The organism is Streptomyces sp. NBC_01017, assembly GCF_045162795.1.
Lineage (GTDB): Bacteria > Actinomycetota > Actinomycetes > Streptomycetales > Streptomycetaceae > Streptomyces > Streptomyces machairae.
Map to the genome: position 1 here is coordinate 4,704,589 of NZ_CP108683.1, position 19,877 is coordinate 4,724,465.

The window sequence follows — 19,877 nt, forward strand, 5'->3', positions numbered from 1 at the left end:
TAAGTCTTGGGGTCTGAAACGGGGGCCTGGGGGTCGGCGGGGCCCTGTGGGTAAGGGCCCCGCCGGACTCCCGTCAGACCTCTTCGACGCTGCTCGGCTCGCGCCGGGACAGGTCGATGCCGAGCTCCTCCGCAGCGCGGAAGACGTCCTCGTCGGTGTCACGCATCTCGATGGACATACCGTCGCTGGACAGCACCTCCACGTTCAGGCAGAGCGACTGCATCTCCTTGATGAGCACCTTGAAGGACTCGGGGATGCCGGGCTCGGGGATGTTCTCGCCCTTGACGATGGCCTCGTAGACCTTCACGCGGCCGGTGACGTCGTCGGACTTGATGGTCAGCAGCTCCTGGAGGGCGTACGCGGCGCCGTATGCCTCCAGCGCCCACACCTCCATCTCACCGAAGCGCTGGCCACCGAACTGGGCCTTACCACCCAGCGGCTGCTGGGTGATCATGCTGTACGGGCCGGTCGAGCGCGCGTGCAGCTTGTCGTCGACCAGGTGGTGCAGCTTCAGGATGTACATGTAGCCGACCGAGATCGGCTCCGGGAAGGGCTCACCCGAGCGGCCGTCGAACAGCGGTGCCTTACCGGTCGGGAGCACCATGCGCTCGCCGTCGCGGTTCGGGATCGTGTGCTCCAGCAGACCGGCGAGCTCGTCCTCGCGCGCACCGTCGAAGACGGGGGTCGCGACGTTCGTGCCCGGCTGGACCGCGTCGGCGCCGATCGCCTGGAGGCGCTGCGCCCACTCCTCGCCGAGGCCGGAGACGTCCCAGCCGCGGCTGGCGAGCCAGCCGAGGTGGATCTCCAGGACCTGTCCCGGGTTCATTCGGGACGGCACACCGAGCGGGTTGAGGATGATGTCGACCGGGGTCCCGTCCTCGAGGAACGGCATGTCCTCGATGGGCAGGATCTTGGAGATGACACCCTTGTTGCCGTGGCGGCCGGCGAGCTTGTCACCGTCGGTGATCTTGCGCTTCTGCGCCACGTACACGCGCACAAGCTGGTTCACACCGGGGGGAAGCTCGTCGCCCTCCTCGCGGTCGAAGACGCGGACGCCGATGACCTTGCCGATCTCGCCGTGCGGCACCTTCAGCGAGGTGTCACGGACCTCACGGGCCTTCTCACCGAAGATCGCGCGCAGCAGGCGCTCCTCCGGGGTCAGCTCGGTCTCGCCCTTGGGCGTGACCTTGCCGACGAGGATGTCGCCGGCGACGACCTCGGCACCGATACGGATGATGCCGCGCTCGTCGAGGTCGGCGAGGACCTCCTCGGAGACGTTCGGGATGTCCCGGGTGATCTCCTCGGGGCCGAGCTTGGTGTCACGGGCGTCGACCTCGTGCTCCTCGATGTGGATCGAGGAGAGGACGTCGTCCTGCACGAGGCGCTGCGACAGGATGATCGCGTCCTCGTAGTTGTGACCCTCCCACGGCATGAACGCCACGAGCAGGTTCTTGCCCAGCGCCATCTCGCCGTTCTCGGTGGCCGGACCGTCGGCCAGGACCTGGCCCTCGATGATCCGGTCGCCCTCGTTGACGATGACCTTCTGGTTGACCGAGGTGCCCTGGTTGGAGCGGGCGAACTTGGCCAGGCGGTACGTGATGTACGTGCCGTCGTCGTTGGCGGTGGTGATGTAGTCCGCGGAGACCTCCTGGACCACACCCGCCTTCTCTGCCTTGACCACGTCGCCGGCGTCGACGGCGGAGCGGTACTCCATGCCGGTGCCGACGAGCGGCGACTCGCTCTTGATGAGCGGGACGGCCTGACGCATCATGTTCGCGCCCATGAGGGCACGGTTGGCGTCGTCGTGCTCGAGGAACGGGATCATGGCGGTCGCGACCGACACCATCTGGCGCGGCGAGACGTCCATGTAGTCCACGTCGTCACCGGCGACGTAGTCGACCTCGCCGCCACGGCGGCGGACCAGGACGCGGTTCTCGGTGAACCGCATGTCGTCGTTGAGCGTGGCGTTGGCCTGCGCGATGACGAAGCGGTCCTCTTCGTCGGCCGTCAGGTAGTCGACCTCGTCGGTGACGACACCGTCGGTGACCCGGCGGTAGGGCGTCTCCACGAAGCCGAACGCGTTGACGCGGCCGTACGAGGCGAGCGAACCGATCAGACCGATGTTCGGGCCTTCGGGAGTCTCGATCGGGCACATACGGCCGTAGTGAGACGGGTGCACGTCACGGACCTCGAAGCCGGCCCGCTCACGGGAGAGACCACCCGGGCCAAGAGCCGACAGACGGCGCTTGTGGGTGAGACCCGACAGCGGGTTGTTCTGGTCCATGAACTGCGACAGCTGGCTGGTGCCGAAGAACTCCTTGATGGAGGCGACGACCGGCCGGATGTTGATCAGGGTCTGCGGCGTGATCGCCTCGACGTCCTGAGTCGTCATGCGCTCACGGACGACGCGCTCCATACGAGCCAGACCGGTGCGGACCTGGTTCTGGATGAGCTCGCCGACGCTGCGCAGACGACGGTTGCCGAAGTGGTCGATGTCGTCGGTCTCGACAACGATCGTCTGACCGTTGTCCGCCGCCGTCTCGGTCTCGCCGGCGTGCAGCTTCACCAGGTACTTGATCGTCGAGATGATGTCCTCGACGGTCAGGATGCCCGCGTCCAGCGGAGCCTCCGCACCCAGCTTCTTGTTGACCTTGTAGCGGCCGACCTTGGCGAGGTCGTAGCGCTTCGGGTTGAAGTACAGGTTCTCCAGAAGCGTCTGCGCGGCCTCACGCGTGGGGGGCTCGCCCGGACGCAGCTTGCGGTAGATGTCGAGCAGCGCGTCGTCCTGGCCCTGGGTGTGGTCCTTCTCCAGGGTGGCGCGCATGGACTCGTACTCGCCGAACTCCTCGAGGATCTGCTCGGTCGTCCAACCGAGAGCCTTGAGCAGAACGGTCACGGACTGCTTGCGCTTGCGGTCGATGCGGACACCGACCATGTCGCGCTTGTCGATCTCCATCTCCAGCCAGGCACCCCGGGACGGGATGATCTTGGCCGAGAAGATGTCCTTGTCGGACGTCTTGTCGATGGAGGAGTCGAAGTAGACGCCGGGCGAGCGGACCAGCTGGGACACCACGACACGCTCGGTGCCGTTGATGACGAAGGTGCCCTTGTGGGTCATGAGCGGGAAGTCGCCCATGAAGACCGTCTGGGACTTGATCTCGCCGGTCTCGTTGTTGGTGAACTCAGCCGTCACGAAGAGCGGAGCGGCGTACGTGAAGTCGCGCTCCTTGCACTCGTCGATGCTGTTCTTCGGCGGCTCGAAACGGTGGTCGCGGAACGTCAGCGACATCGACCCGGAGAAGTCCTCGATCGGGGAGATCTCCTCGAAGATCTCCTCCAGACCGGACTTGGTGGGGACGTCCTGACCGGACTCCAGAGCCGCCTCGACCCGACTCTGCCAGGCGGTGTTGCCGAGCAGCCAGTCGAAGCTCTCGGTCTGCAGCGCGAGCAGGTTGGGAACCTCGAGGGGCTCCTTGATCTTTGCAAAGGAGATGCGCAGCGGGGCGGTGCTGGCGGCGTTGTTCGTATTCGCGGTCGAGGCAGTGCGCGAGGCGGCCAAGAGGGGGTCCTTCCGAGGGCTCGGACTCACTACGCGCGTACCGGCCCCTCACAGGGACACAGAGACAGGGGTTTCCTTCTCCGACCAAAGAATGGCCAGGTCAGGGAGGTCCGGTCATCGGTGCTCAAGCGAGGGCATGCCCCTGGTGACGGGCAGGGGACAGCTAACAGGCAGCGCAAAGGGTCAGTGTAGCCACTTGGCACACTGATGTCCAGTGCGGGTTTTTCGCGACCCTCGTTGTTCTCAACGCCCTCGTTCTCAACGCCCTCGGCATGCTCGCCCTCAATGCACGTTGATACTGCCCTCTTCGCCGCCGATCCATGCCTCGGATTCGGATCCTTGTGACGACGCGTCCTGAGAATTGCGCGCTGCGTGCGGTTCGTCAAGGCCCCCATGCCCGACGCGGGCGCGCCCAGGGACACGACGAAGATCACCATACCCCTCGCCGTAGCGGGCGCAAGGTAACCGTGGCCGCGCCCCCAGGAACGCCGAAGAGCGACCACCCGAATGGATGATCGCTCTTCGGTGCGACTGCGTTACAGCCCCGGAGGGCTGTATTTCAGCAAGCGCGAAGGTCGTGGTCGACCAGCAAGACCGGGAAGGTCTTACTTGACCTCGACGGAGGCGCCGGCGCCCTTGAGGGACTCGGCGGCCTTCTCGGCGGCGTCCTTGGCGACCTTCTCGAGAACGGGCTTCGGGGCGCCGTCCACGAGGTCCTTGGCCTCCTTGAGGCCCAGGGAGGTCAGCTCACGCACGACCTTGATGACCTGGATCTTCTTGTCGCCGGCACCGGTGAGGATGACGTCGAACTCGTCCTTCTCCTCGACGGCCTCGGCGGCGGCGCCACCAGCGGCACCACCGGCGACGACGACCGGCGCGGCAGCGGCGGCGGTGACGTCGAACTTCTCCTCGAACGCCTTCACGAACTCGGAGAGCTCGATGAGGGTCATCCCCTCGAACTGCGCGAGCAGGTCTTCCTGGCTGAGCTTCGCCATGATGGCGGTCCTTCCACTAAATCGGCAGGTGCCGGATGTACTGGGTGTGGCGGGCGTACGTCGGCCCGCTGTGGCCTCCGCGTTCAGGCTGCGGGGGCCAGTGTGCGAGCCGAGTTACTCGGCACCGCCCTGCTCGTCCTGCTTGGCACGGAGCGCGTCCACGGTGCGGACGAGCTTCGACGGCAGCGCCTGGAAGACGGAGGCAGCCTGGGACTGCTTGCCCTTCATGGCACCGGCCAGCTTGGAGAGCAGAACCTCGCGGGACTCGAGGTCCGCAAGCTTCTTGATGTCGTCGGCGGACAGCGCCTTGCCGTCAAGGACACCGCCCTTGATGACGAGGTTGGGGTTGTCCTTGGCGAAGTCGCGGAGACCCTTCGCCGCCTCGACCGGGTCACCGGTCACGAAGGCGACGGCCGACGAACCCGTGAAGAGGTCGTCGATCGTGTTGATCCCGGCCTCATTGGCCGCAATCTTGGTCAGCGTGTTCTTCGCCACACGGTAGTTAGCGTTCTCACCGAGTGAACGACGCAGCTGCTGGAGCTGCGCCACGGTGAGACCGGTGTACGCGGTAACGACGGCGCCGTTGGAGTTGCGGAACTTGTCCCGCATCTCCTCGACGGCATCGACCTTGTCTGGCCTCGCCATGAGCCTCGGCCTCCTTCCGGGTGATTCGGACCGCGCGGACCCGAAGGAGGACTGGGGAAAACGAAACGCCCCGGCGCAGGCGCACGGGGCGGACTCGACCGGTGGCACATACGGTGGACGTACGCACTCCGGGAGTTCTTCCACAGTCACCTGCGCGGGTCGTCCGCACTTTTCAGCGGATCCTTCGGCCACCGCACCCTCTCGCGAGCGCACGGCAACGACCAGCGGTCTTTGGCTTCTGTAGGAGAGTACGGGACGGAATCGCCGTCAGGCAAATCGGCCCCTACGGTGCTCAGCTCCCCTTCTTCTTCAGGGGCTTGCGCAGGTCCGCGGTGTCGTCGGCTCGTGGCGCCCGAACCGTCACCGCCTTGCCGTGGTCGAGGAAGGTGAAGGTGAAGGTGAGGTCGAGCGTGCCGTGACGCCCGAAGCCCTGTGTGCGAAGCCGCTTGATGCGGTCGTCGCCGTCGACCCACACATCCAGGGTAAGCTCGTCCACGCCCAACTTCTCGTACTGGTCGAGGCTGTTCCGGCGCCCCTCCCGGGCCGTCTTGTCCTTCACCTCGTCCAGGGAGGCGCGAAGTTCGTCGACGGTGGCGGTCCCCGCGTAGTGCGTGGTGTCGGCGCCGTCGACCTTCTCGGAGCCGATCCGCTTCACGTCCTCGGCGGCTGCCAGGAAGGCGGCCTCCCGGGCCGGGTTGCGGCTGACCTGGTCACGTAGACCGCCGACGTCCATGCGCAGGCCACCGTGCGTGGTGAACTTGGCATTCGGGCCGTAGCTGATCCAGTGCCGGCCGCCCATCTCCTCGACCATGTCGCCGGTCGCGCTGCCGTACAACACCCCGTCGACCAACCTCAGCTCGGACTCCCCCTGCTGATCGCCCGTCAGGTTGGCCGTCCGGAGCCGCGCCGCCACCGGCTGCGACGTACGGACGGTCGCCTCGTCCGCTATTCGCCCTCGCTCGGGAAACCGACCGGTGACCCGATAGCTGAGGGACGTCACGTCCTCCGTCTTCGCCACGGCCCGCGCGACGGCGTCGCCGGCCGATGCGTCCGCGGACGACTCCGCGCCGGCTCCTGTGCCGCAGCCGGCAAGCACCAGCGCGGCAAGGCCGATGCCCGCCACCCGTCGCGGCACGAAGGCGCGCACGCCAAGCCGCGTTGATTCCCGCATTGGTTCCCCCCAGGAACGGTCATTCAGAATTCAGAACTCATGAGTCAGGGCGCACGAGTCAGCAGTCAGCGGCGCTCGGAGCCCTTGAGCAGCTCCTTGAGGTCCGCTGTGTCCCCCGCCGCAGGTCTCTCGACCTTGGTCTTCACCCCGTAGTCGCTGTAGTACGCGGTCTGGGTCAGCGCTCCCGTGGCCGTCCGGCCCTTCTCGACCTTCTTGACCAGCAGGTCCCGGTCGTCGACCCATATGTCGACGGTCTGCTGGGCGGCACCTTCCCCCTGCACCGTGCCGGAGTAGTGCCTGGTGCGCTCGCCCCTCACCGTCTCCTCGCCGACCTTGCGTGCGTCAGTGGAGGACAGCAGCAGCTTCACCGACGTATGCGGCGCGGTCCCCCGCATCTGGTCCGCGAGAGCGGCTCCGGAGGTGCCGGCGAGGTCGTCCAGGTCGTCGTAGGGGTACTTGATCCAGTGCTTGCCGTCGGTCTTCTCGGCGAACGTGTCGCCCATGCGCGCGTAGTAGGCGTCGGGGAGGTAGCGGGCCTCCATCGACGTGGTGCCGAGGCGGCGCATCGTCTCGGCCGTCGTGCCGCCGGTGTAGGTGATCGTCAGGGTGCCGGTGAGGCCGTCGCTCCAGGCGAGGGTGCCGTCGGCCTTCATCGACAACGTCGAGCCCATGGTGGTCGCGGACCTGACGCGGGCGGACTCGGCCTGGCCGGTGGACCGCTCGACGGTGCGCAGCGCTGCCGTCACGGCGCGGGCGGGCGCGGTGGGATCCGCCTCGCCGCGGTCGTCGGAGGACGTACAGGCGGCCAGGGCCGTCAGCGTGGTCAGCAGCGCGACCCACAACGCCGACCGGCGCGCCCTCGTGCTCGTCATTCGTCCCCCATGTGCGAATCCCGTGAATGCACGTTAACCCAGGGCACTGACAAACAGGGGAGACAAACGGGAAGACAGGGACGGGCCCCGCACCCGGGAAGGGTGCGGGGCCCGTTTCGAGCCTGGTGAGCCGTTGGCTCAGACCGCGGCCGGGTCCTCCTCGACGAGGAGGTTGCGGGTGCGGTTCGGGTCGACCGGAACGCCGGGGCCCATCGTGGTGGTGATGGCGGCCTTCTTGATGTAGCGACCCTTGGCGGCGGACGGCTTCAGACGAAGGATCTCGTCCAGCGCGGCGCCGTAGTTCTCCACCAGCTTGGTGTCGTCGAACGACGCCTTGCCGATGATGAAGTGCAGGTTCGAGTGCTTGTCGACGCGGAACTCGATCTTGCCGCCCTTGATCTCGGTCACGGCCTTGGCCACGTCCGGGGTCACGGTGCCGGTCTTCGGGTTCGGCATCAGACCACGCGGGCCGAGGACACGACCGAGGCGGCCGACCTTGCCCATGAGGTCCGGGGTGGCGACGACGGCGTCGAAGTCCAGGCGGCCCTTCGAGACCTCGTCGATCAGCTCGTCGGAGCCGACGATGTCGGCGCCCGCGGCACGCGCGGCCTCGGCACGGTCACCGGTCGCGAAGACCAGGACCCGGGCGGTCTTACCGGTGCCGTGCGGAAGGTTCACGGTGCCACGGACCATCTGGTCGGCCTTGCGCGGGTCGACACCCAGACGGAAGGCGACCTCGACGGTGCCGTCGAACTTGGTCGCGGACGTCTCCTTGGCGAGACGGACGGCCTCGAGCGGGGCGTAGAGCTTGTCCCGGTCGATCTTGGCGTCCGCAGCGCGGAGAGTCTTGCTGCGCTTGCTCACTACTGCTCCTGGGTTTCTTAGGAGTTGTGGTCCGGGCCGAGCAGGCCCTGCCACTCACTTCTGCTGGGAAGGTTGGGGGTCAGCCCTCGACCGTGATGCCCATGGAACGGGCGGTGCCGGCGATGATCTTCGCGGCGGCGTCCAGGTCGTTGGCGTTGAGGTCGGGCATCTTGGTGGTGGCGATCTCGCGGACCTGCGCCTCGGTGATCTTGGCGACCTTGGTCTTGTGCGGCTCGCCGGAGCCCTTCTCAACACCCGCAGCCTTGAGGATCATCTTGGCGGCCGGCGGAGTCTTGGTGATGAAGGTGAAGGAGCGGTCCTCGTAGACCGTGATCTCCACCGGGATGACCCAACCGCGCTGCGACTCGGTCGCGGCGTTGTAGGCCTTGCAGAACTCCATGATGTTGACGCCGTGCTGGCCCAGCGCGGGGCCGACCGGCGGGGCCGGGTTGGCGGCACCGGCCTGGATCTGGAGCTTGATGAGCCCCGTGACCTTCTTCTTCTTGGGAGGCATGTGCTCTCTCTCCGGGTCTTAGTGAGAGTGTTCAGCCATCCAGTCCGGATCATCCGGATGGAGGCATACCGCACAACGATAACGGGTATCTATGCGCGGCCAAAAACCGAGCAGGTCAGAGCGGCTACGAGAGCCGATCTGACCTGCTCGGAAGCGGTGTGTCCAGAAGGAACCGGAGCAGCCCGGAAAGGGCTAGTTCTTCTGGATCTGGTCGAAGCTGAGCTCGACCGGGGTCTCACGGCCGAAGATCTCGACGAGGCCCTTGACCTTCTTCGAGTCGGCGTTGATCTCGTTGATCGTGGCCTGCAGCGTGGCGAACGGGCCGTCGGTGACGGTGACCGAGTCGCCGACCTCGAAGTCCAGCACCTGGACCTCGACCTTGCGCTGCGGAGCCGGCTTGCCCTCGGCCTCGGCGGCCTCGCGGGCGGCCTTCTCCTCGGCCTCCGGGGCGAGCATCTTGACGATCTCGTCCAGGGTCAGCGGGTACGGGTCGTAGGCGTTGCCCACGAAGCCGGTGACGCCGGGGGTGTTGCGGACGACGCCCCAGGACTCGTTCGTCAGGTCCATACGGACGAGGACGTAGCCCGGCAGCTTGTTCTGCTTGATCGTCTTGCGGTCGCCGTTCTTGATCTGGACGACCTCTTCCTGCGGCACCTCGGCCGCGAAGATGTAGTCCTCGACGTTCAGCGAGACGGCGCGCTGCTCCAGGTTGGTCTTCACGCGGTTCTCGTAGCCGGCGTAGGTGTGGATCACGTACCACTCGCCGGGCAGCGTGCGGAGCTCCTCGCGCAGGGCGGCGACGGGGTCGACGGGCTCGGCCTCCTCCTCGGGGGCCTCTTCCTCGTCCTCGACGTGCAGCGCGGCTTCCTCGGCGGGCTCGCCCGCCTCGGCATCGGCAGCCTCGACCTCGTCCAGGTCCTCGTCCGCGCCCTCGACGATGTCGAGCTCGTCTTCCACGGACTCGTCCGGCTCGACGGCGTCGTTCAGGTTCTGGTCAGACACGGTGGCTGCTTCTTCCTGGATACATAGGGGTGGAACATGCGAAAGGGGCGCCGGTAACCACGGCGCCCTTCGCTCTTGGCTCAGCCGAAGACGTACTTGGCGGCGTTGTCGAGCCCATAGTCAATCACGGTCACGAGACCGATCATGATGACGACGAAGATAATCACCACAGTGGTGTACGTCGTCAGCTGGTTACGCGTCGGCCAGACAACCTTGCGGAGCTCCGCGACAATCTGGCGGTAGAAGAGCGCGAGTCGCTTCAGCGGGCCCTTCTTGGCGCGCTTGCCACCCTTACGGTTCTTCTTGGACTCCGGCGCCTCGTCCTGGGCATCAGGCATGTCGATGGAGCCCACGGCGTCCGTCACTCGTCCTCACCTGATTCCGGGTCGTGGCCGTGCCGCGCCCGGTCTGGACCGCACGGCGGTGCATTGCTGTACGTACATGCGCACACATCCTGGCGAAGGAGTGTGTAGCAGGGCCGGAGGGACTTGAACCCCCAACCGCTGGTTTTGGAGACCAGTGCTCTACCAATTGAGCTACGACCCTTTGTGTCTGTCCCCCAACGTACCGCATCCGGACGGGTGCTCGGTGTACACCCTGCGAGCGCGGACCGCTGATGGCCAACGAGGTGAGAGTGTACGTGGTCCGGGGCGCGCCGTCGAACAGAAAGTGCCCGTGGGGGGCTTGGTCGGCGAAAGATCGGCCGAAGATCATCGGTCGCAAGACACAAGATCCGCTGGCCGTGGCCACGATCCGCACGGATGTTCAGCTGATGTTCAGTCCGTGAAACCCCTGTGCCGGGCGAGTTTCCTGTCTGAAACGATGGGACCCATGAGCCCTGCAACCCCTCCGACCGAGCGCCGGGTCTCCGCCCGAGTCGGCGCGATCTCCGAGTCCGCCACCCTCGCCGTGGACGCCAAGGCCAAGGCCCTCAAGGCCGCCGGGCGTCCGGTGATCGGCTTCGGCGCCGGTGAGCCCGACTTCCCGACCCCGGACTACATCGTCGAGGCCGCCATCGAGGCGTGCAAGAACCCGAAGTACCACCGCTACACCCCGGCCGGCGGTCTGCCCGAGCTGAAGGCCGCGATCGCCGCGAAGACGCTGCGCGACTCCGGCTACGAGCCCGACGTGTCGCAGATCCTGATCACCAACGGCGGCAAGCAGGCCATCTACGAGGCCTTCGCCGCGATCCTCGACCCGGGCGACGAGGTCATCGTCCCGGCCCCGTACTGGACGACGTACCCGGAGTCCATCCGTCTCGCAGGCGGTGTCCCGGTCGAGGTCGTCGCCGACGAGACGACCGGTTACCGCGTCTCCGTGGAGCAGCTGGAGGCGGCTCGTACGGAGAAGACGAAGGTCGTCCTCTTCGTGTCGCCGTCCAACCCGACGGGCGCGGTCTACAGCGAGGCCGAGACCGAGGCCATCGGCCGCTGGGCCGTCGAGCACGGCCTGTGGGTGCTGACGGACGAGATCTACGAGCACCTGGTCTACGGCGACGCGGTGTCCGTGTCGCTGCCCGCGGTCCTGCCGGAGCTGCGCGACAAGTGCATCGTGGTCAACGGTGTGGCCAAGACGTACGCCATGACGGGCTGGCGGGTGGGGTGGATCATCGGTCCGAAGGACGTGGTGAAGGCCGCGACCAACCTCCAGTCGCACGCCACGTCGAACGTCTCGAACGTCGCCCAGGTCGCTGCTCTCGCCGCGGTGTCCGGTGACCTGGACGCGGTCGCGAAGATGCGTGAGGCCTTCGACCGCCGCCGCAAGACGATCGTGCGCATGCTCAATGAGATCGACGGCGTGCTCTGCCCGGAGCCCGAGGGCGCCTTCTACGCCTACCCGTCGGTCAAGGCCCTGCTCGGCAAGGAGATCCGCGGCAAGCGCCCGCAGGACTCGGTCGAGCTGGCCGCGCTGATCCTGGAGGAGGCCGAGGTCGCGGTGGTGCCGGGCGAGGCCTTCGGCACGCCGGGCTATCTGCGGCTGTCGTACGCGCTCGGCGACGAGGACCTCGTCGAGGGCGTGAGCCGCATCCAGAAGCTGCTGGCGGAGGCCAGGGACTGACGTCCGCCTTCCGTTTCTCAGGGGTCACCTCCGGTTTTTCCGGAGGTGACCCTTTTTCCTTGGATGACTCATTTGTTTGTGCGAGCAAGACCACTAACGGGGAAACCGCTACCGGGAGGGCGGACACGTACGGCAGGATCCTGGAATGGAGCGTGTACGTGATGTCTCTGAACTGCCGAAAGCACATCTGCACCTGCACTTCACCGGCTCGATGCGGCCGGCGACCCTGCTGGAACTGGCCGACAAGTACGGCGTGCGTCTGCCCGAGGCGCTGACCGACGCGCTGACGCGTGGCGAGTCGCCGAAACTGCGGGCGACGGACGAGCGGGGCTGGTTCCGCTTCCAGCGCCTGTACGACGCCGCGCGCTCGTGCCTGCGGCAGCCGGAGGACATCCAGCGGCTGGTCAGAGAGGCCGCGGAGGAGGACGTCAGGGACGGTTCCGGCTGGCTGGAGATCCAGGTCGACCCGACGTCGTACGCACCCCGGCTGGGCGGTCTGATTCCGACGCTGGAGATCATCCTGGACGCGGTGGAGACTGCGGCGCGGGACACGGGGATCGGGATGCGCGTCCTGGTCGCAGCGAACCGGATGAAGCACCCTCTGGACGCCCGCACGCTGGCGCGGCTCGCGGTGCGGTACGCCGACCGGGGCGTCGTCGGCTTCGGGTTGTCGAACGACGAGCGCCGGGGCATGGCGCGGGACTTCGACCGTGCCTTCCACATCGCCCGTGAGGGCGGCCTGCTGTCGGCCCCGCACGGCGGCGAGCTGACCGGCCCGTCCTCGGTCCGTGACTGCCTGGACGACCTGGACGCGAACCGGATCGGCCACGGGGTGCGCGCCGCCGAGGACCCACGGCTGCTGAAGCGCCTCGCCGACAGGGGCGTGACATGCGAGGTCTGTCCCGCGTCGAACGTCGCCCTCGGCGTCTACGAGAAGCCGGAGGACGTCCCGCTGCGGACCCTGTACGAGGCCGGCGTCCCGATGGCCCTGGGCGCCGACGACCCCCTCCTCTTCGGCTCGCGTCTCGCCGCCCAGTACGACATCGCCCGCCACCACCACGCCTTCACCGACGACGAACTGGCGGAACTGGCGCGGCAGTCGGTGCGGGGGTCGGCGGCGCCGGACGAGGTGAAGGCGAAGCTGTTGGCCGGCGTGGACGACTGGCTCGCCTAGGCCGCTCGTCCCGTGACCGGCGTCAGTCGGCGATACCGGCCAGCAGCGTGCGGGCCAGCCGCGCGGCGAACTCGTCCACCGGCGGCCGTACGGCCTCCTTCGTCGCGTCATAGGCGAACGCCCGCTGCGCGCAGGCTCCCATCAGCAGCGACGCCGCCGCGAACGTGTCCGTGTCCGTGCTGACCCGGCCCAGTTCCTGCTCGGCCCGCAGGTAGGTGTCGAGTTCCTGGATCGGCACGTGCGGGCCCGACCCCATCTGCCGTATGGCGTCGTCGTGCCGCCGCTTGAGCTCGGTCTGGGCGTACAGCGACGCGGCGATCGGGAAGCTCTGTTCGTAGAACAGCGCCGCCTGGCGGGCGATCTCGGTGAGGTTCTCCTCGAGGGACCGCCGGCCCGGCTCAGCGGCGAGGCTGCTGAGCAGGGGGCGCAGTGGGGGCAGGCGCTCGGTGAGCACCCGGATGAACAGCTCTTCCTTGCTGTCGAAGTGCTTGTACAGCGCCGCCTCGGAGCATCCGGCCGCCCGCGCGATCTCCTTCGTCGTGGCCCGAGCGAGCCCGACGGTGAGCATCAGCTCATGGGCCGCGTCGAGGAGTCGGACCCGGGTCGGCTTGTTCTCCATGGCTTGTCCAATCGCCCTTGACGGGTGGGTGAGTACTTACTCACTCTAGAGGGAGGCAGGGTGAGTGAATACTCACCCACCAATCCGACGACCCCTCATATGCGTACGGGAGCTCTCATGAAACTCACCGTTTTCGGTGCCACAGGCGGTATCGGCAAGGAGATCGTCCGGCAGGCCCTGGACGCCGGTCACGAGGTCACGGCCGTCGTACGGGACCCCGCGCGGCTCCCCCTCGCCAGTGACCGTCTGGAGGTGTTCCGCGCGGATCTCACCGACCCCGGTGCGCTACGACCCGCCGTCGCCGGACGCGACGCCGTGCTGTCCGGCCTCGGTGCCCGCGGGCGCAAGGACGCGGGGGTCGCGGCAAGGCTGACCCGGACGGTGCTGGCGGCCCTGGAGGCCGAGGAGGTGCGGCGGCTGCTCGTGGTCAGCGCCGCGCCGGTCGGGCCCGCGCCTCAGGGGGACGGGTTCCTGGACCGTGCCGTGCTCGGCGTCGTGTCGGCGGTCCTCAAGGACATCTACACCGACCTGCGGGAGATGGAGGCCGAGGTGGCCGGCAGCGGCACGGACTGGACGCTCGTACGGCCGCCGCGTCTGCAGGACAAGCCGCTCAGCGGCAGGTACCGGACTGTCGTGGGCGGGTTTCCGAGCAAGGGGCGCTTCATCGGGCGGGCGGATGTGGCCCACGCGATGCTGGGGATGGTGGGTGACTCGGCGACGGTGAAGCAGGGGGTGGGGGTGGCCTATTGACGGCCCGGGCTGCCGGCCGGGCCACGGGCGTACGGGCGTACGGGCGTACGGGCTAGAGGCTGACTCCGACCGTCACCGGCTCGTTCACCAGCGTGATGCCGAAGGTGTCGCGCACTCCTGCGACGACCTCGCGGGCGAGCGCGAGGAGGTCCTCGGTGGTTGCTTCGCCGCGGTTGGTGAGGGCGAGGGTGTGCTTGGTGGAGATGCGGGCGGGGCCGGTGCCGTAGCCCTTGGTGAAGCCGGCCTTGTCGATGAGCCAGGCCGCGGAGGTCTTGGTGTGCCCCGCACCTGCCGGGTACGCGGGCGGCTCCACGTCGGCGCCGAGGTGCTCGTGCACGCGCGCGTGGAACGCCGTGAACTGCTCGTCGGTGAGGATCGGGTTGGTGAAGAAGGAGCCGGCCGACCAGGTGTCGTGGTCCTCCGGGTCCAGGACCATGCCCTTGCCGGTACGCAGCTTCAGCACGGTCTCGCGGGCGGCAGCGAGGGGTACGCGGTCGCCGGGTTCGACGCCGAGGGCGCGGGCGGTCTCGGCGTACTTGATCGGGGCGGAGAGGCCTTCGGCGTTCTCCAGCCGGAAGCGGACGCGCAGGACGACGTAGCGTTCGGGGTCGGCCTTGAAGCGGCTGTGGCGGTAGGAGAAGGCGCAGTCGGCGTTCGGGATGACGACGGTCTGGCCTGCCTGGCGGTCGTACGCGATCACCTCGGTGATCGTCGAGGAGACCTCCTGGCCGTACGCACCGACGTTCTGGATCGGCGTGGCGCCTGCGGAGCCGGGGATTCCGGCGAGGCACTCGATGCCGGCGAGCCCGGCCTCCACGGTGCGGGCGACGGCATCGGTCCACACCTCGCCTGCGGCCAGTTCGAGCGTGCTGCCGTCCAGCTCGAAGCCCTTCGTGGCGATGACGAGCGCGGTGCCGTCGAAGCCCTTGTCCCCGATGACCAGGTTCGATCCACCACCGATGATCAACAGCGGGGTGCCGTCGGCGTCGGCCTCACGCACGACGTCGATCACCTCTGCGTCGGTGGTGGCGGTGACCAGCCGGGTGGCGGGGCCGCCCAGGCGGAAGGTGGTGAGGGGGGCGAGGGGGGCGTCGTGGAGTTCCTGCACGGGCTCAAGAGTACGAGACGGTGGGGGGTGGGGTGCCTGCGGCGGCCTGTGGCTGTTTCGGCGGGGGTGCGCGTAGCGCCTGCGGGTGTGTGGTGGGTCGGGGCCGTGCCGGGGGGTGTCCGTCCTCGGACCGGCGGTTGAGGTCGGGCAGGGGGGTGCTGTTTCTTGACGCCGGCCACTGCGGGCGGACACCCCCCGGCACGTCCCCTTGCCCCGTGGGCGAGTGCGGCGCCGCGGGAGTACGCGTTCGACACCGGTGGGGGCTGCGCACGGTGCTGGCGGTTCGTCTTGGTGCCGGTCCAGGCATTTCCGTACGTACGGCTTCTGCCGACGTGGGTGTGCCGTCCCTGGCCCCCACCCACCCGCAGGGGGCTGCGCACGGGTACCGGCGGTCCTTCTCGGTGCCGGTCCGGGCATTTCAGCCCGTCCGGCGTTTGAGGACGAGGCCGTTCAGGCCGATGGGGGTGCAGGGGGCGGAGCCCCCTGGCGGGGTCGAAGGGGCGGAGCCCCTGGGGTGGGACGGGTAGGGGCGGCGGGGGCGAGACCTGCTGCCGGGCACCACCCCCGCCGCGTTCAGGTGCGGTCAGCCGGCGACCGCCTCCAGCGTCGGCTCCTCCGCCGGCCGCACAACCTCGTCACCCCGCCCTCGCCCTCGCCCCCGCCCCGGGATCAGCAGCGCAGCCACCCCCGCAAGAGCGACCGCCACCGCACCGGTGACCAGCGCGGGCCGCAACCCGTCGACGAAGGTCTGGCCGGTCTCGTACCCGCCCTGCGCGGAGAAGATCGACGCCATGATGGCGATGCCGAGCGCCCCGCCGACCTCCCGCAGCGCGTTGTTGGCGCCGGAAGCGACGCCCTGCTGTGAGGCACGGACGCTGGACATGACGAGGTTGGAGGCCGGGGCGAAGAACAGGGCCATGCCGATGCCGCTGATGATCAGGCCGGGCAACTGGACGGCGTAGGACGCGTCGACGGTGGTCACGGGGGCCAGGTACGCGAGCCCGGCGGCCTGGAGGAACAGGCCGGTGGCGACGACAGGGCGTCCCCCGATGCGGTCGGAGAGGATGCCGGCGATCGGCGCGACGAGCATCGGCATGCCGGTCCACGGCAGCATCCGCAGCCCCGCCTCGGTCGGCGAGTAGCCGAGCACGCCCTGCATGTACTGGCTGAGCAGGAAGATCGACCCGAACATACCGAGGAACATCAGCATGCTCGCGGCGTTGATCCCGGAGAACGCCCGCGAGCGGAACAGCCTCATCGGCAGCATCGGATGCTTGGCGCGGGCGCTGTAGAGGACGAAGCCGGCCAGCAGCGCGCTTCCGGCGAACAGGCCGGTCAGGACCAAGGGCGCGGTCCAGCCGTCGGCAGGTCCGCGCACCAGGCCGTACACGATCCCGAACAGACCGCCGCTGGCGAGCAGCGTGCCGGTGATGTCGAGCGGGGCGCCGGTGCCGTACGACTCGGTGAGTCGCAGGCGGGCGAGCGGCAGCAGGGCGAGGCCCAGCGGAACGTTCAGCCAGAAGATCCACTGCCATGAGATGTGCTCGGTGAGGCTGCCGCCGATCAGCGGCCCGGACGCGATCGCAAGCCCGTTGACGGCACCCCAGATGCCGTACGCCATCCCGCGCTTGGCCGCGGGCACAGCCGCCGTCAGCAGGGTCAGCGTCAGCGGCATCATGATGGCCGCGCCGGCGCCCTGCACCGCCCGCGCGGCGATCAGCGAGTCGATGCCGGGCGCGAGGGCCGCGGCGGCGGACGCGCCGGTGAAGATCGAGATGCCGACGAGGAAGAGCCGGCGACGGCCGAAGCGGTCGCCCAGCGCTGCGCCGAACATCAGCAGGACGGCGAAGGTGAGTGTGTATGCACTCACCGTCCACTCCAGGTCGTCCAGCGCGCCGCCCAGATCCTTGCGGATGGAGGGCAGTGCGGTGGTGACGACGAGGTTGTCCAGCGCCGCCATGAACCCGGCGACACTGGTGATGACCAGGGCCCAGGCGGCCCCGCCACGGCGCGCGGTCCGCGCGTTCTGTTTGGTTTGGTGTGACATCGCTCCCCCAGAAGATCCGTTCCGGTTACTGCTTCAGACTGTTTAGGTAGTTATTGGTCACTAACTTTCGGGATCATGAAGAGTTCAGGTGAGCCACCTCACCCCTCTTCTACGAGTGCTGCTCCCCGGCCCGCTTCGGCAGGTCCATCCCCGCCCAGACTCGATGGTCGGGAGGGAAGCCCATGGTGACGAGGCAGTTAATGAGCATCCCGTACGCCATGAAGGTCGTCGTCTCCTGGACGTCCGCCCCCAGCGGCAGATGGATGGTGTCCCACAACCGCGTCCAGCCCGCGCGTACGGCCTCACCGAACTCGTGGTCACCCTCCTGCTCGGCGGCCGCGACAGCGAGGTACATCTGCATCTGCATCATGAGCTGCTCGGGCTGCTCGGAGGCGGCCTTGCGGTATGCGACACCCATGGCGCGCTGGGCCTCATAGCCCTCGAGCCCGTCGGAGGCCTCCACGAACATCCGGATGGTGTCCTCCACGCAGCGCTCGGCCGCGGCAAGGAAGATCGCCTTCTTGCCCGGGAAGAGCCGGAAGAGATACGGCTGCGAGACGCCGACCCGCTTGGCGATCACCTCGGTCGACGTGCCGTAGTAGCCACCACGGGCGAACTCGGTCATCGCCGCGCGGATGACGCTCTCACGCCTCTCTTCTGCGCTCATCCTGGCCATGGAACCAAGTTAGTACTCAATCACTAACTCGGCAAGCGAGGGTGGCCGGAGAATGCGTAAGGGGCGCCCCACCATGGAGGACGCCCCTTACTTCACGGCACGCGCGTGCCGTTCACGCCGGCTTTCACGCCAGCTGTACGACCGCCCGCGACATCCCGAGCACCTTCTGCTCGGCACTCTTCACGGTCAGGTCCACGCGGACCCTGTTGTCGTCGAGCTTGACCGCGACCTTGCCGCTGACCTCGACCGTGGCGCCCTGGTCGTCGTTCGGTACGACGACGGGCTTGGTGAAGCGGACGCCGTACTCGACGACCGCGCCGGGGTCGCCGGTCCAGTCGGTCACGACGCGGATCGCCTCGGCCATGGTGAACATGCCGTGCGCGATGACGTCCGGCAGCCCGACCTCCTTGGCGAACTTCTCGTTCCAGTGGATCGGGTTGAAGTCACCCGAGGCGCCCGCGTACTGAACGAGCGTGGCGCGGGTCACGGGGAAGCTCTGGGGCGGCAGTTCGGTGCCGACCTCGACATCGCCGTACGCGATCTTCGCCGTCATGGGTCTCAGCCCTCCCCTTCTTCTGCGTCCGCCCCACGGGCCACGAGCTTGGTCCAGGCGGTCACGACGTGCTCCCCCGCCTCGTCGTGGACCTCGCCGCGGATGTCCAGGATCTCGTTGCCTGCCATGGACTTGATGGCCTCGATGGTCGACGTGACGGCCAGCCGGTCGCCGGCGCGCACCGGGCGGGTGTAGGCGAACTTCTGGTCGCCGTGCACGACGCGGCTGTAGTCCAGGCCCAGCTGCGGGTCCTTGAGGACCTGTCCCGCGGCCTTGAAGGTGATGGAGAACACGAAGGTCGGCGGGGCGATCACATCGGGGTGGCCAAGCGCCTTGGCGGCCTCCGGGTCCGTGTACGCCGGGTTGGCGTCCCCCACCGCCTCCGCGAATTCACGGATCTTCTCCCGGCCCACCTCATAGGGGTCGGTGGGCGGGTACGTCCGCCCCACGAAGGACTGGTCGAGCGCCATGGCTCGGTACCTCCTGCTGTCTTCTGCCGTTGACCTGCTGGTTCACCGGCATCGGTCGAACCGGCCGGTAACCGGGGCGGAAACGACGCGAGGCCGCCCCCACGATCGGGGACGGCCTCGCGTACGAGCCTGATTTATCGCGTTTCGCGATGCGCGGTGTGCGCATTGCAACGCGGGCAGTGCTTCTTCATCTCAAGACGGTCCGGGTTGTTACGCCGGTTCTTCTTGGTGATGTAGTTCCGCTCCTTGCACTCCACGCAGGCCAGCGTGATCTTCGGGCGGACGTCGGTGGCAGCCACGTGAGTGCTCCTTGACGAACGGATGGAATGAGTTAACGCAAAAAAGAGTAGCCGATCGAAGGACCGACCCCGCAATCGGCTACTGTCAGTAGCGGTGACCGGACTTGAACCGGTGACACAGCGATTATGAGCCGCTTGCTCTACCGACTGAGCTACACCGCTGTGATGCGATCGGGCCCCGCCTTGCGACGGGAACCTCACACACCAGAGCCCCAAAACGGAATCGAACCGTTGACCTTCTCCTTACCATGGAGACGCTCTGCCGACTGAGCTATTGGGGCGAGCGATGAAGACATTACACGCTCGGCAGCCGTTCACCCAAATCCGTTTCGCGGCACCTACCGGGGGCCGAACAGAGCGCCGTGCAGGCGTATCGCAGGCGTCTCGCAGGCCACTGCGGTACCGCCCGGGACGGCTCCGTTCGGCCGACCACACCGGTACGACTATTGCGCTCCTGCGCGCCCGGGCCGTATCGCCACCCTAGGCTCGACTCACTCTGCG

20 protein-coding genes and 3 tRNA genes are annotated in these 19,877 nt (G+C 67.9%); 4 read left to right on the forward strand and 19 right to left on the reverse strand.

What is annotated here, in order from left to right:
* Window positions 1-73: 73 nt before the first annotated feature.
* From rpoB to OG331_RS21300, 10 genes are all read right to left on the reverse strand, one after another.
* Window positions 74-3,559, reverse strand: a complete 3,486-nt coding sequence (gene rpoB / locus OG331_RS21255) for a DNA-directed RNA polymerase subunit beta (protein ID WP_406198530.1) — start codon at window positions 3,557-3,559, stop codon at window positions 74-76.
* Between the two features lie 605 nt (window positions 3,560-4,164).
* Window positions 4,165-4,554 carry a 50S ribosomal protein L7/L12 gene (rplL, locus tag OG331_RS21260; protein WP_406198533.1) on the reverse strand — a complete coding sequence of 130 codons (390 nt, stop codon included), beginning with the start codon at window positions 4,552-4,554 and terminating at the stop codon, window positions 4,165-4,167.
* A 114-nt stretch (window positions 4,555-4,668) separates the two neighbouring features.
* Window positions 4,669-5,199, reverse strand: a complete 531-nt coding sequence (gene rplJ / locus OG331_RS21265) for a 50S ribosomal protein L10 (protein ID WP_215119470.1) — start codon at window positions 5,197-5,199, stop codon at window positions 4,669-4,671.
* 292 nt (window positions 5,200-5,491) lie between these two features.
* Window positions 5,492-6,370 carry a hypothetical protein gene (locus OG331_RS21270; protein ID WP_406198535.1) on the reverse strand — a complete coding sequence of 293 codons (879 nt, stop codon included), beginning with the start codon at window positions 6,368-6,370 and terminating at the stop codon, window positions 5,492-5,494.
* 65 nt (window positions 6,371-6,435) lie between these two features.
* Window positions 6,436-7,242, reverse strand: a complete 807-nt coding sequence (locus tag OG331_RS21275) for a hypothetical protein (protein ID WP_406198538.1) — start codon at window positions 7,240-7,242, stop codon at window positions 6,436-6,438.
* A gap of 138 nt (window positions 7,243-7,380) precedes the next feature.
* Window positions 7,381-8,106 (reverse strand): 50S ribosomal protein L1, encoded by a 726-nt coding sequence (gene rplA, locus OG331_RS21280; RefSeq protein ID WP_328879925.1) that lies wholly within the window; start codon window positions 8,104-8,106, stop codon window positions 7,381-7,383.
* A 79-nt stretch (window positions 8,107-8,185) separates the two neighbouring features.
* Window positions 8,186-8,620, reverse strand: coding sequence for a 50S ribosomal protein L11 (rplK, locus tag OG331_RS21285; protein ID WP_028805116.1), 435 nt, complete (start codon window positions 8,618-8,620; stop codon window positions 8,186-8,188).
* A gap of 192 nt (window positions 8,621-8,812) precedes the next feature.
* A complete protein-coding gene (gene nusG / locus OG331_RS21290; protein WP_328424665.1) occupies window positions 8,813-9,622 on the reverse strand; it encodes a transcription termination/antitermination protein NusG in 810 nt (269 codons plus the stop codon).
* Between the two features lie 80 nt (window positions 9,623-9,702).
* Window positions 9,703-9,987, reverse strand: a complete 285-nt coding sequence (gene secE, locus OG331_RS21295; RefSeq protein ID WP_328879926.1) for a preprotein translocase subunit SecE — start codon at window positions 9,985-9,987, stop codon at window positions 9,703-9,705.
* Window positions 9,988-10,095: 108 nt separating this feature from the next.
* Window positions 10,096-10,168 (reverse strand) — tRNA-Trp (locus OG331_RS21300).
* 70 nt (window positions 10,169-10,238) lie between these two features.
* Here OG331_RS21300 and OG331_RS21305 point away from each other — a divergent pair.
* From OG331_RS21305 to OG331_RS21315, 3 genes are all read left to right on the forward strand, one after another.
* Window positions 10,239-10,409, forward strand: coding sequence for a hypothetical protein (locus tag OG331_RS21305; protein WP_406198543.1), 171 nt, complete (start codon window positions 10,239-10,241; stop codon window positions 10,407-10,409).
* A gap of 44 nt (window positions 10,410-10,453) precedes the next feature.
* Window positions 10,454-11,680: a pyridoxal phosphate-dependent aminotransferase gene (locus OG331_RS21310; protein ID WP_406198545.1), complete on the forward strand. Its 1,227-nt coding sequence runs from the start codon at window positions 10,454-10,456 to the stop codon at window positions 11,678-11,680.
* A gap of 145 nt (window positions 11,681-11,825) precedes the next feature.
* The gene (locus tag OG331_RS21315) at window positions 11,826-12,854 is read left to right on the forward strand and encodes an adenosine deaminase (protein ID WP_406198548.1); all 1,029 of its coding nucleotides are present in this window, start codon (window positions 11,826-11,828) and stop codon (window positions 12,852-12,854) included.
* 22 nt (window positions 12,855-12,876) lie between these two features.
* Here the strand turns inward: OG331_RS21315 and OG331_RS21320 are convergent, their stop codons facing one another.
* Window positions 12,877-13,473 (reverse strand): TetR/AcrR family transcriptional regulator, encoded by a 597-nt coding sequence (locus OG331_RS21320; protein WP_406198551.1) that lies wholly within the window; start codon window positions 13,471-13,473, stop codon window positions 12,877-12,879.
* Between the two features lie 117 nt (window positions 13,474-13,590).
* Here OG331_RS21320 and OG331_RS21325 point away from each other — a divergent pair, with 117 nt between their 5' ends.
* Window positions 13,591-14,223, forward strand: coding sequence for an NAD(P)-dependent oxidoreductase (locus OG331_RS21325; protein ID WP_406198554.1), 633 nt, complete (start codon window positions 13,591-13,593; stop codon window positions 14,221-14,223).
* 52 nt (window positions 14,224-14,275) lie between these two features.
* Here OG331_RS21325 and OG331_RS21330 read toward each other — a convergent pair whose 3' ends face one another.
* From OG331_RS21330 to OG331_RS21365, 8 genes are all read right to left on the reverse strand, one after another.
* Window positions 14,276-15,331 carry a UDP-N-acetylmuramate dehydrogenase gene (locus OG331_RS21330; RefSeq protein WP_406198556.1) on the reverse strand — a complete coding sequence of 352 codons (1,056 nt, stop codon included), beginning with the start codon at window positions 15,329-15,331 and terminating at the stop codon, window positions 14,276-14,278.
* A 583-nt stretch (window positions 15,332-15,914) separates the two neighbouring features.
* Window positions 15,915-17,378, reverse strand: coding sequence for a DHA2 family efflux MFS transporter permease subunit (locus tag OG331_RS21335; RefSeq protein ID WP_406198558.1), 1,464 nt, complete (start codon window positions 17,376-17,378; stop codon window positions 15,915-15,917).
* A 109-nt stretch (window positions 17,379-17,487) separates the two neighbouring features.
* Entirely contained in the window at window positions 17,488-18,054 is a 567-nt protein-coding gene (locus tag OG331_RS21340; protein WP_406198560.1) for a TetR/AcrR family transcriptional regulator, read from the reverse strand.
* A gap of 124 nt (window positions 18,055-18,178) precedes the next feature.
* On the reverse strand, window positions 18,179-18,607 hold the full coding sequence (locus tag OG331_RS21345) for a MaoC family dehydratase (protein ID WP_406198563.1): 429 nt from the start codon (window positions 18,605-18,607) through the stop codon (window positions 18,179-18,181).
* A 5-nt stretch (window positions 18,608-18,612) separates the two neighbouring features.
* Window positions 18,613-19,077 carry a MaoC family dehydratase N-terminal domain-containing protein gene (locus OG331_RS21350; protein WP_383249035.1) on the reverse strand — a complete coding sequence of 155 codons (465 nt, stop codon included), beginning with the start codon at window positions 19,075-19,077 and terminating at the stop codon, window positions 18,613-18,615.
* Window positions 19,078-19,211: 134 nt separating this feature from the next.
* Window positions 19,212-19,376, reverse strand: a complete 165-nt coding sequence (rpmG, locus tag OG331_RS21355) for a 50S ribosomal protein L33 (RefSeq protein WP_003948671.1) — start codon at window positions 19,374-19,376, stop codon at window positions 19,212-19,214.
* 89 nt (window positions 19,377-19,465) lie between these two features.
* Window positions 19,466-19,538 (reverse strand) — tRNA-Met (locus OG331_RS21360).
* Between the two features lie 46 nt (window positions 19,539-19,584).
* Window positions 19,585-19,657: transfer RNA gene (locus OG331_RS21365), tRNA-Thr, on the reverse strand.
* Window positions 19,658-19,877 lie beyond the last annotated feature (220 nt).

Coding starts and splice junctions, on each gene's coding strand:
- OG331_RS21350 (WP_383249035.1), bottom strand. CDS start 19,077: ATGGCGCTCGACCAGTCCTTCGTGGGGCGGACGTACCCGCCCACCGAC.
- OG331_RS21320 (WP_406198551.1), bottom strand. CDS start 13,473: ATGGAGAACAAGCCGACCCGGGTCCGACTCCTCGACGCGGCCCATGAG.
- OG331_RS21335 (WP_406198558.1), bottom strand. CDS start 17,378: ATGTCACACCAAACCAAACAGAACGCGCGGACCGCGCGCCGTGGCGGG.
- rplL (WP_406198533.1), bottom strand. CDS start 4,554: ATGGCGAAGCTCAGCCAGGAAGACCTGCTCGCGCAGTTCGAGGGGATG.
- OG331_RS21275 (WP_406198538.1), bottom strand. CDS start 7,242: ATGACGAGCACGAGGGCGCGCCGGTCGGCGTTGTGGGTCGCGCTGCTG.
- OG331_RS21315 (WP_406198548.1), top strand. CDS start 11,826: ATGGAGCGTGTACGTGATGTCTCTGAACTGCCGAAAGCACATCTGCAC.
- rplJ (WP_215119470.1), bottom strand. CDS start 5,199: ATGGCGAGGCCAGACAAGGTCGATGCCGTCGAGGAGATGCGGGACAAG.
- OG331_RS21305 (WP_406198543.1), top strand. CDS start 10,239: ATGGCCAACGAGGTGAGAGTGTACGTGGTCCGGGGCGCGCCGTCGAAC.
- OG331_RS21345 (WP_406198563.1), bottom strand. CDS start 18,607: ATGACGGCGAAGATCGCGTACGGCGATGTCGAGGTCGGCACCGAACTG.
- rplK (WP_028805116.1), bottom strand. CDS start 8,620: ATGCCTCCCAAGAAGAAGAAGGTCACGGGGCTCATCAAGCTCCAGATC.
- OG331_RS21325 (WP_406198554.1), top strand. CDS start 13,591: ATGAAACTCACCGTTTTCGGTGCCACAGGCGGTATCGGCAAGGAGATC.
- OG331_RS21310 (WP_406198545.1), top strand. CDS start 10,454: ATGAGCCCTGCAACCCCTCCGACCGAGCGCCGGGTCTCCGCCCGAGTC.
- OG331_RS21270 (WP_406198535.1), bottom strand. CDS start 6,370: ATGCGGGAATCAACGCGGCTTGGCGTGCGCGCCTTCGTGCCGCGACGG.
- OG331_RS21340 (WP_406198560.1), bottom strand. CDS start 18,054: ATGGCCAGGATGAGCGCAGAAGAGAGGCGTGAGAGCGTCATCCGCGCG.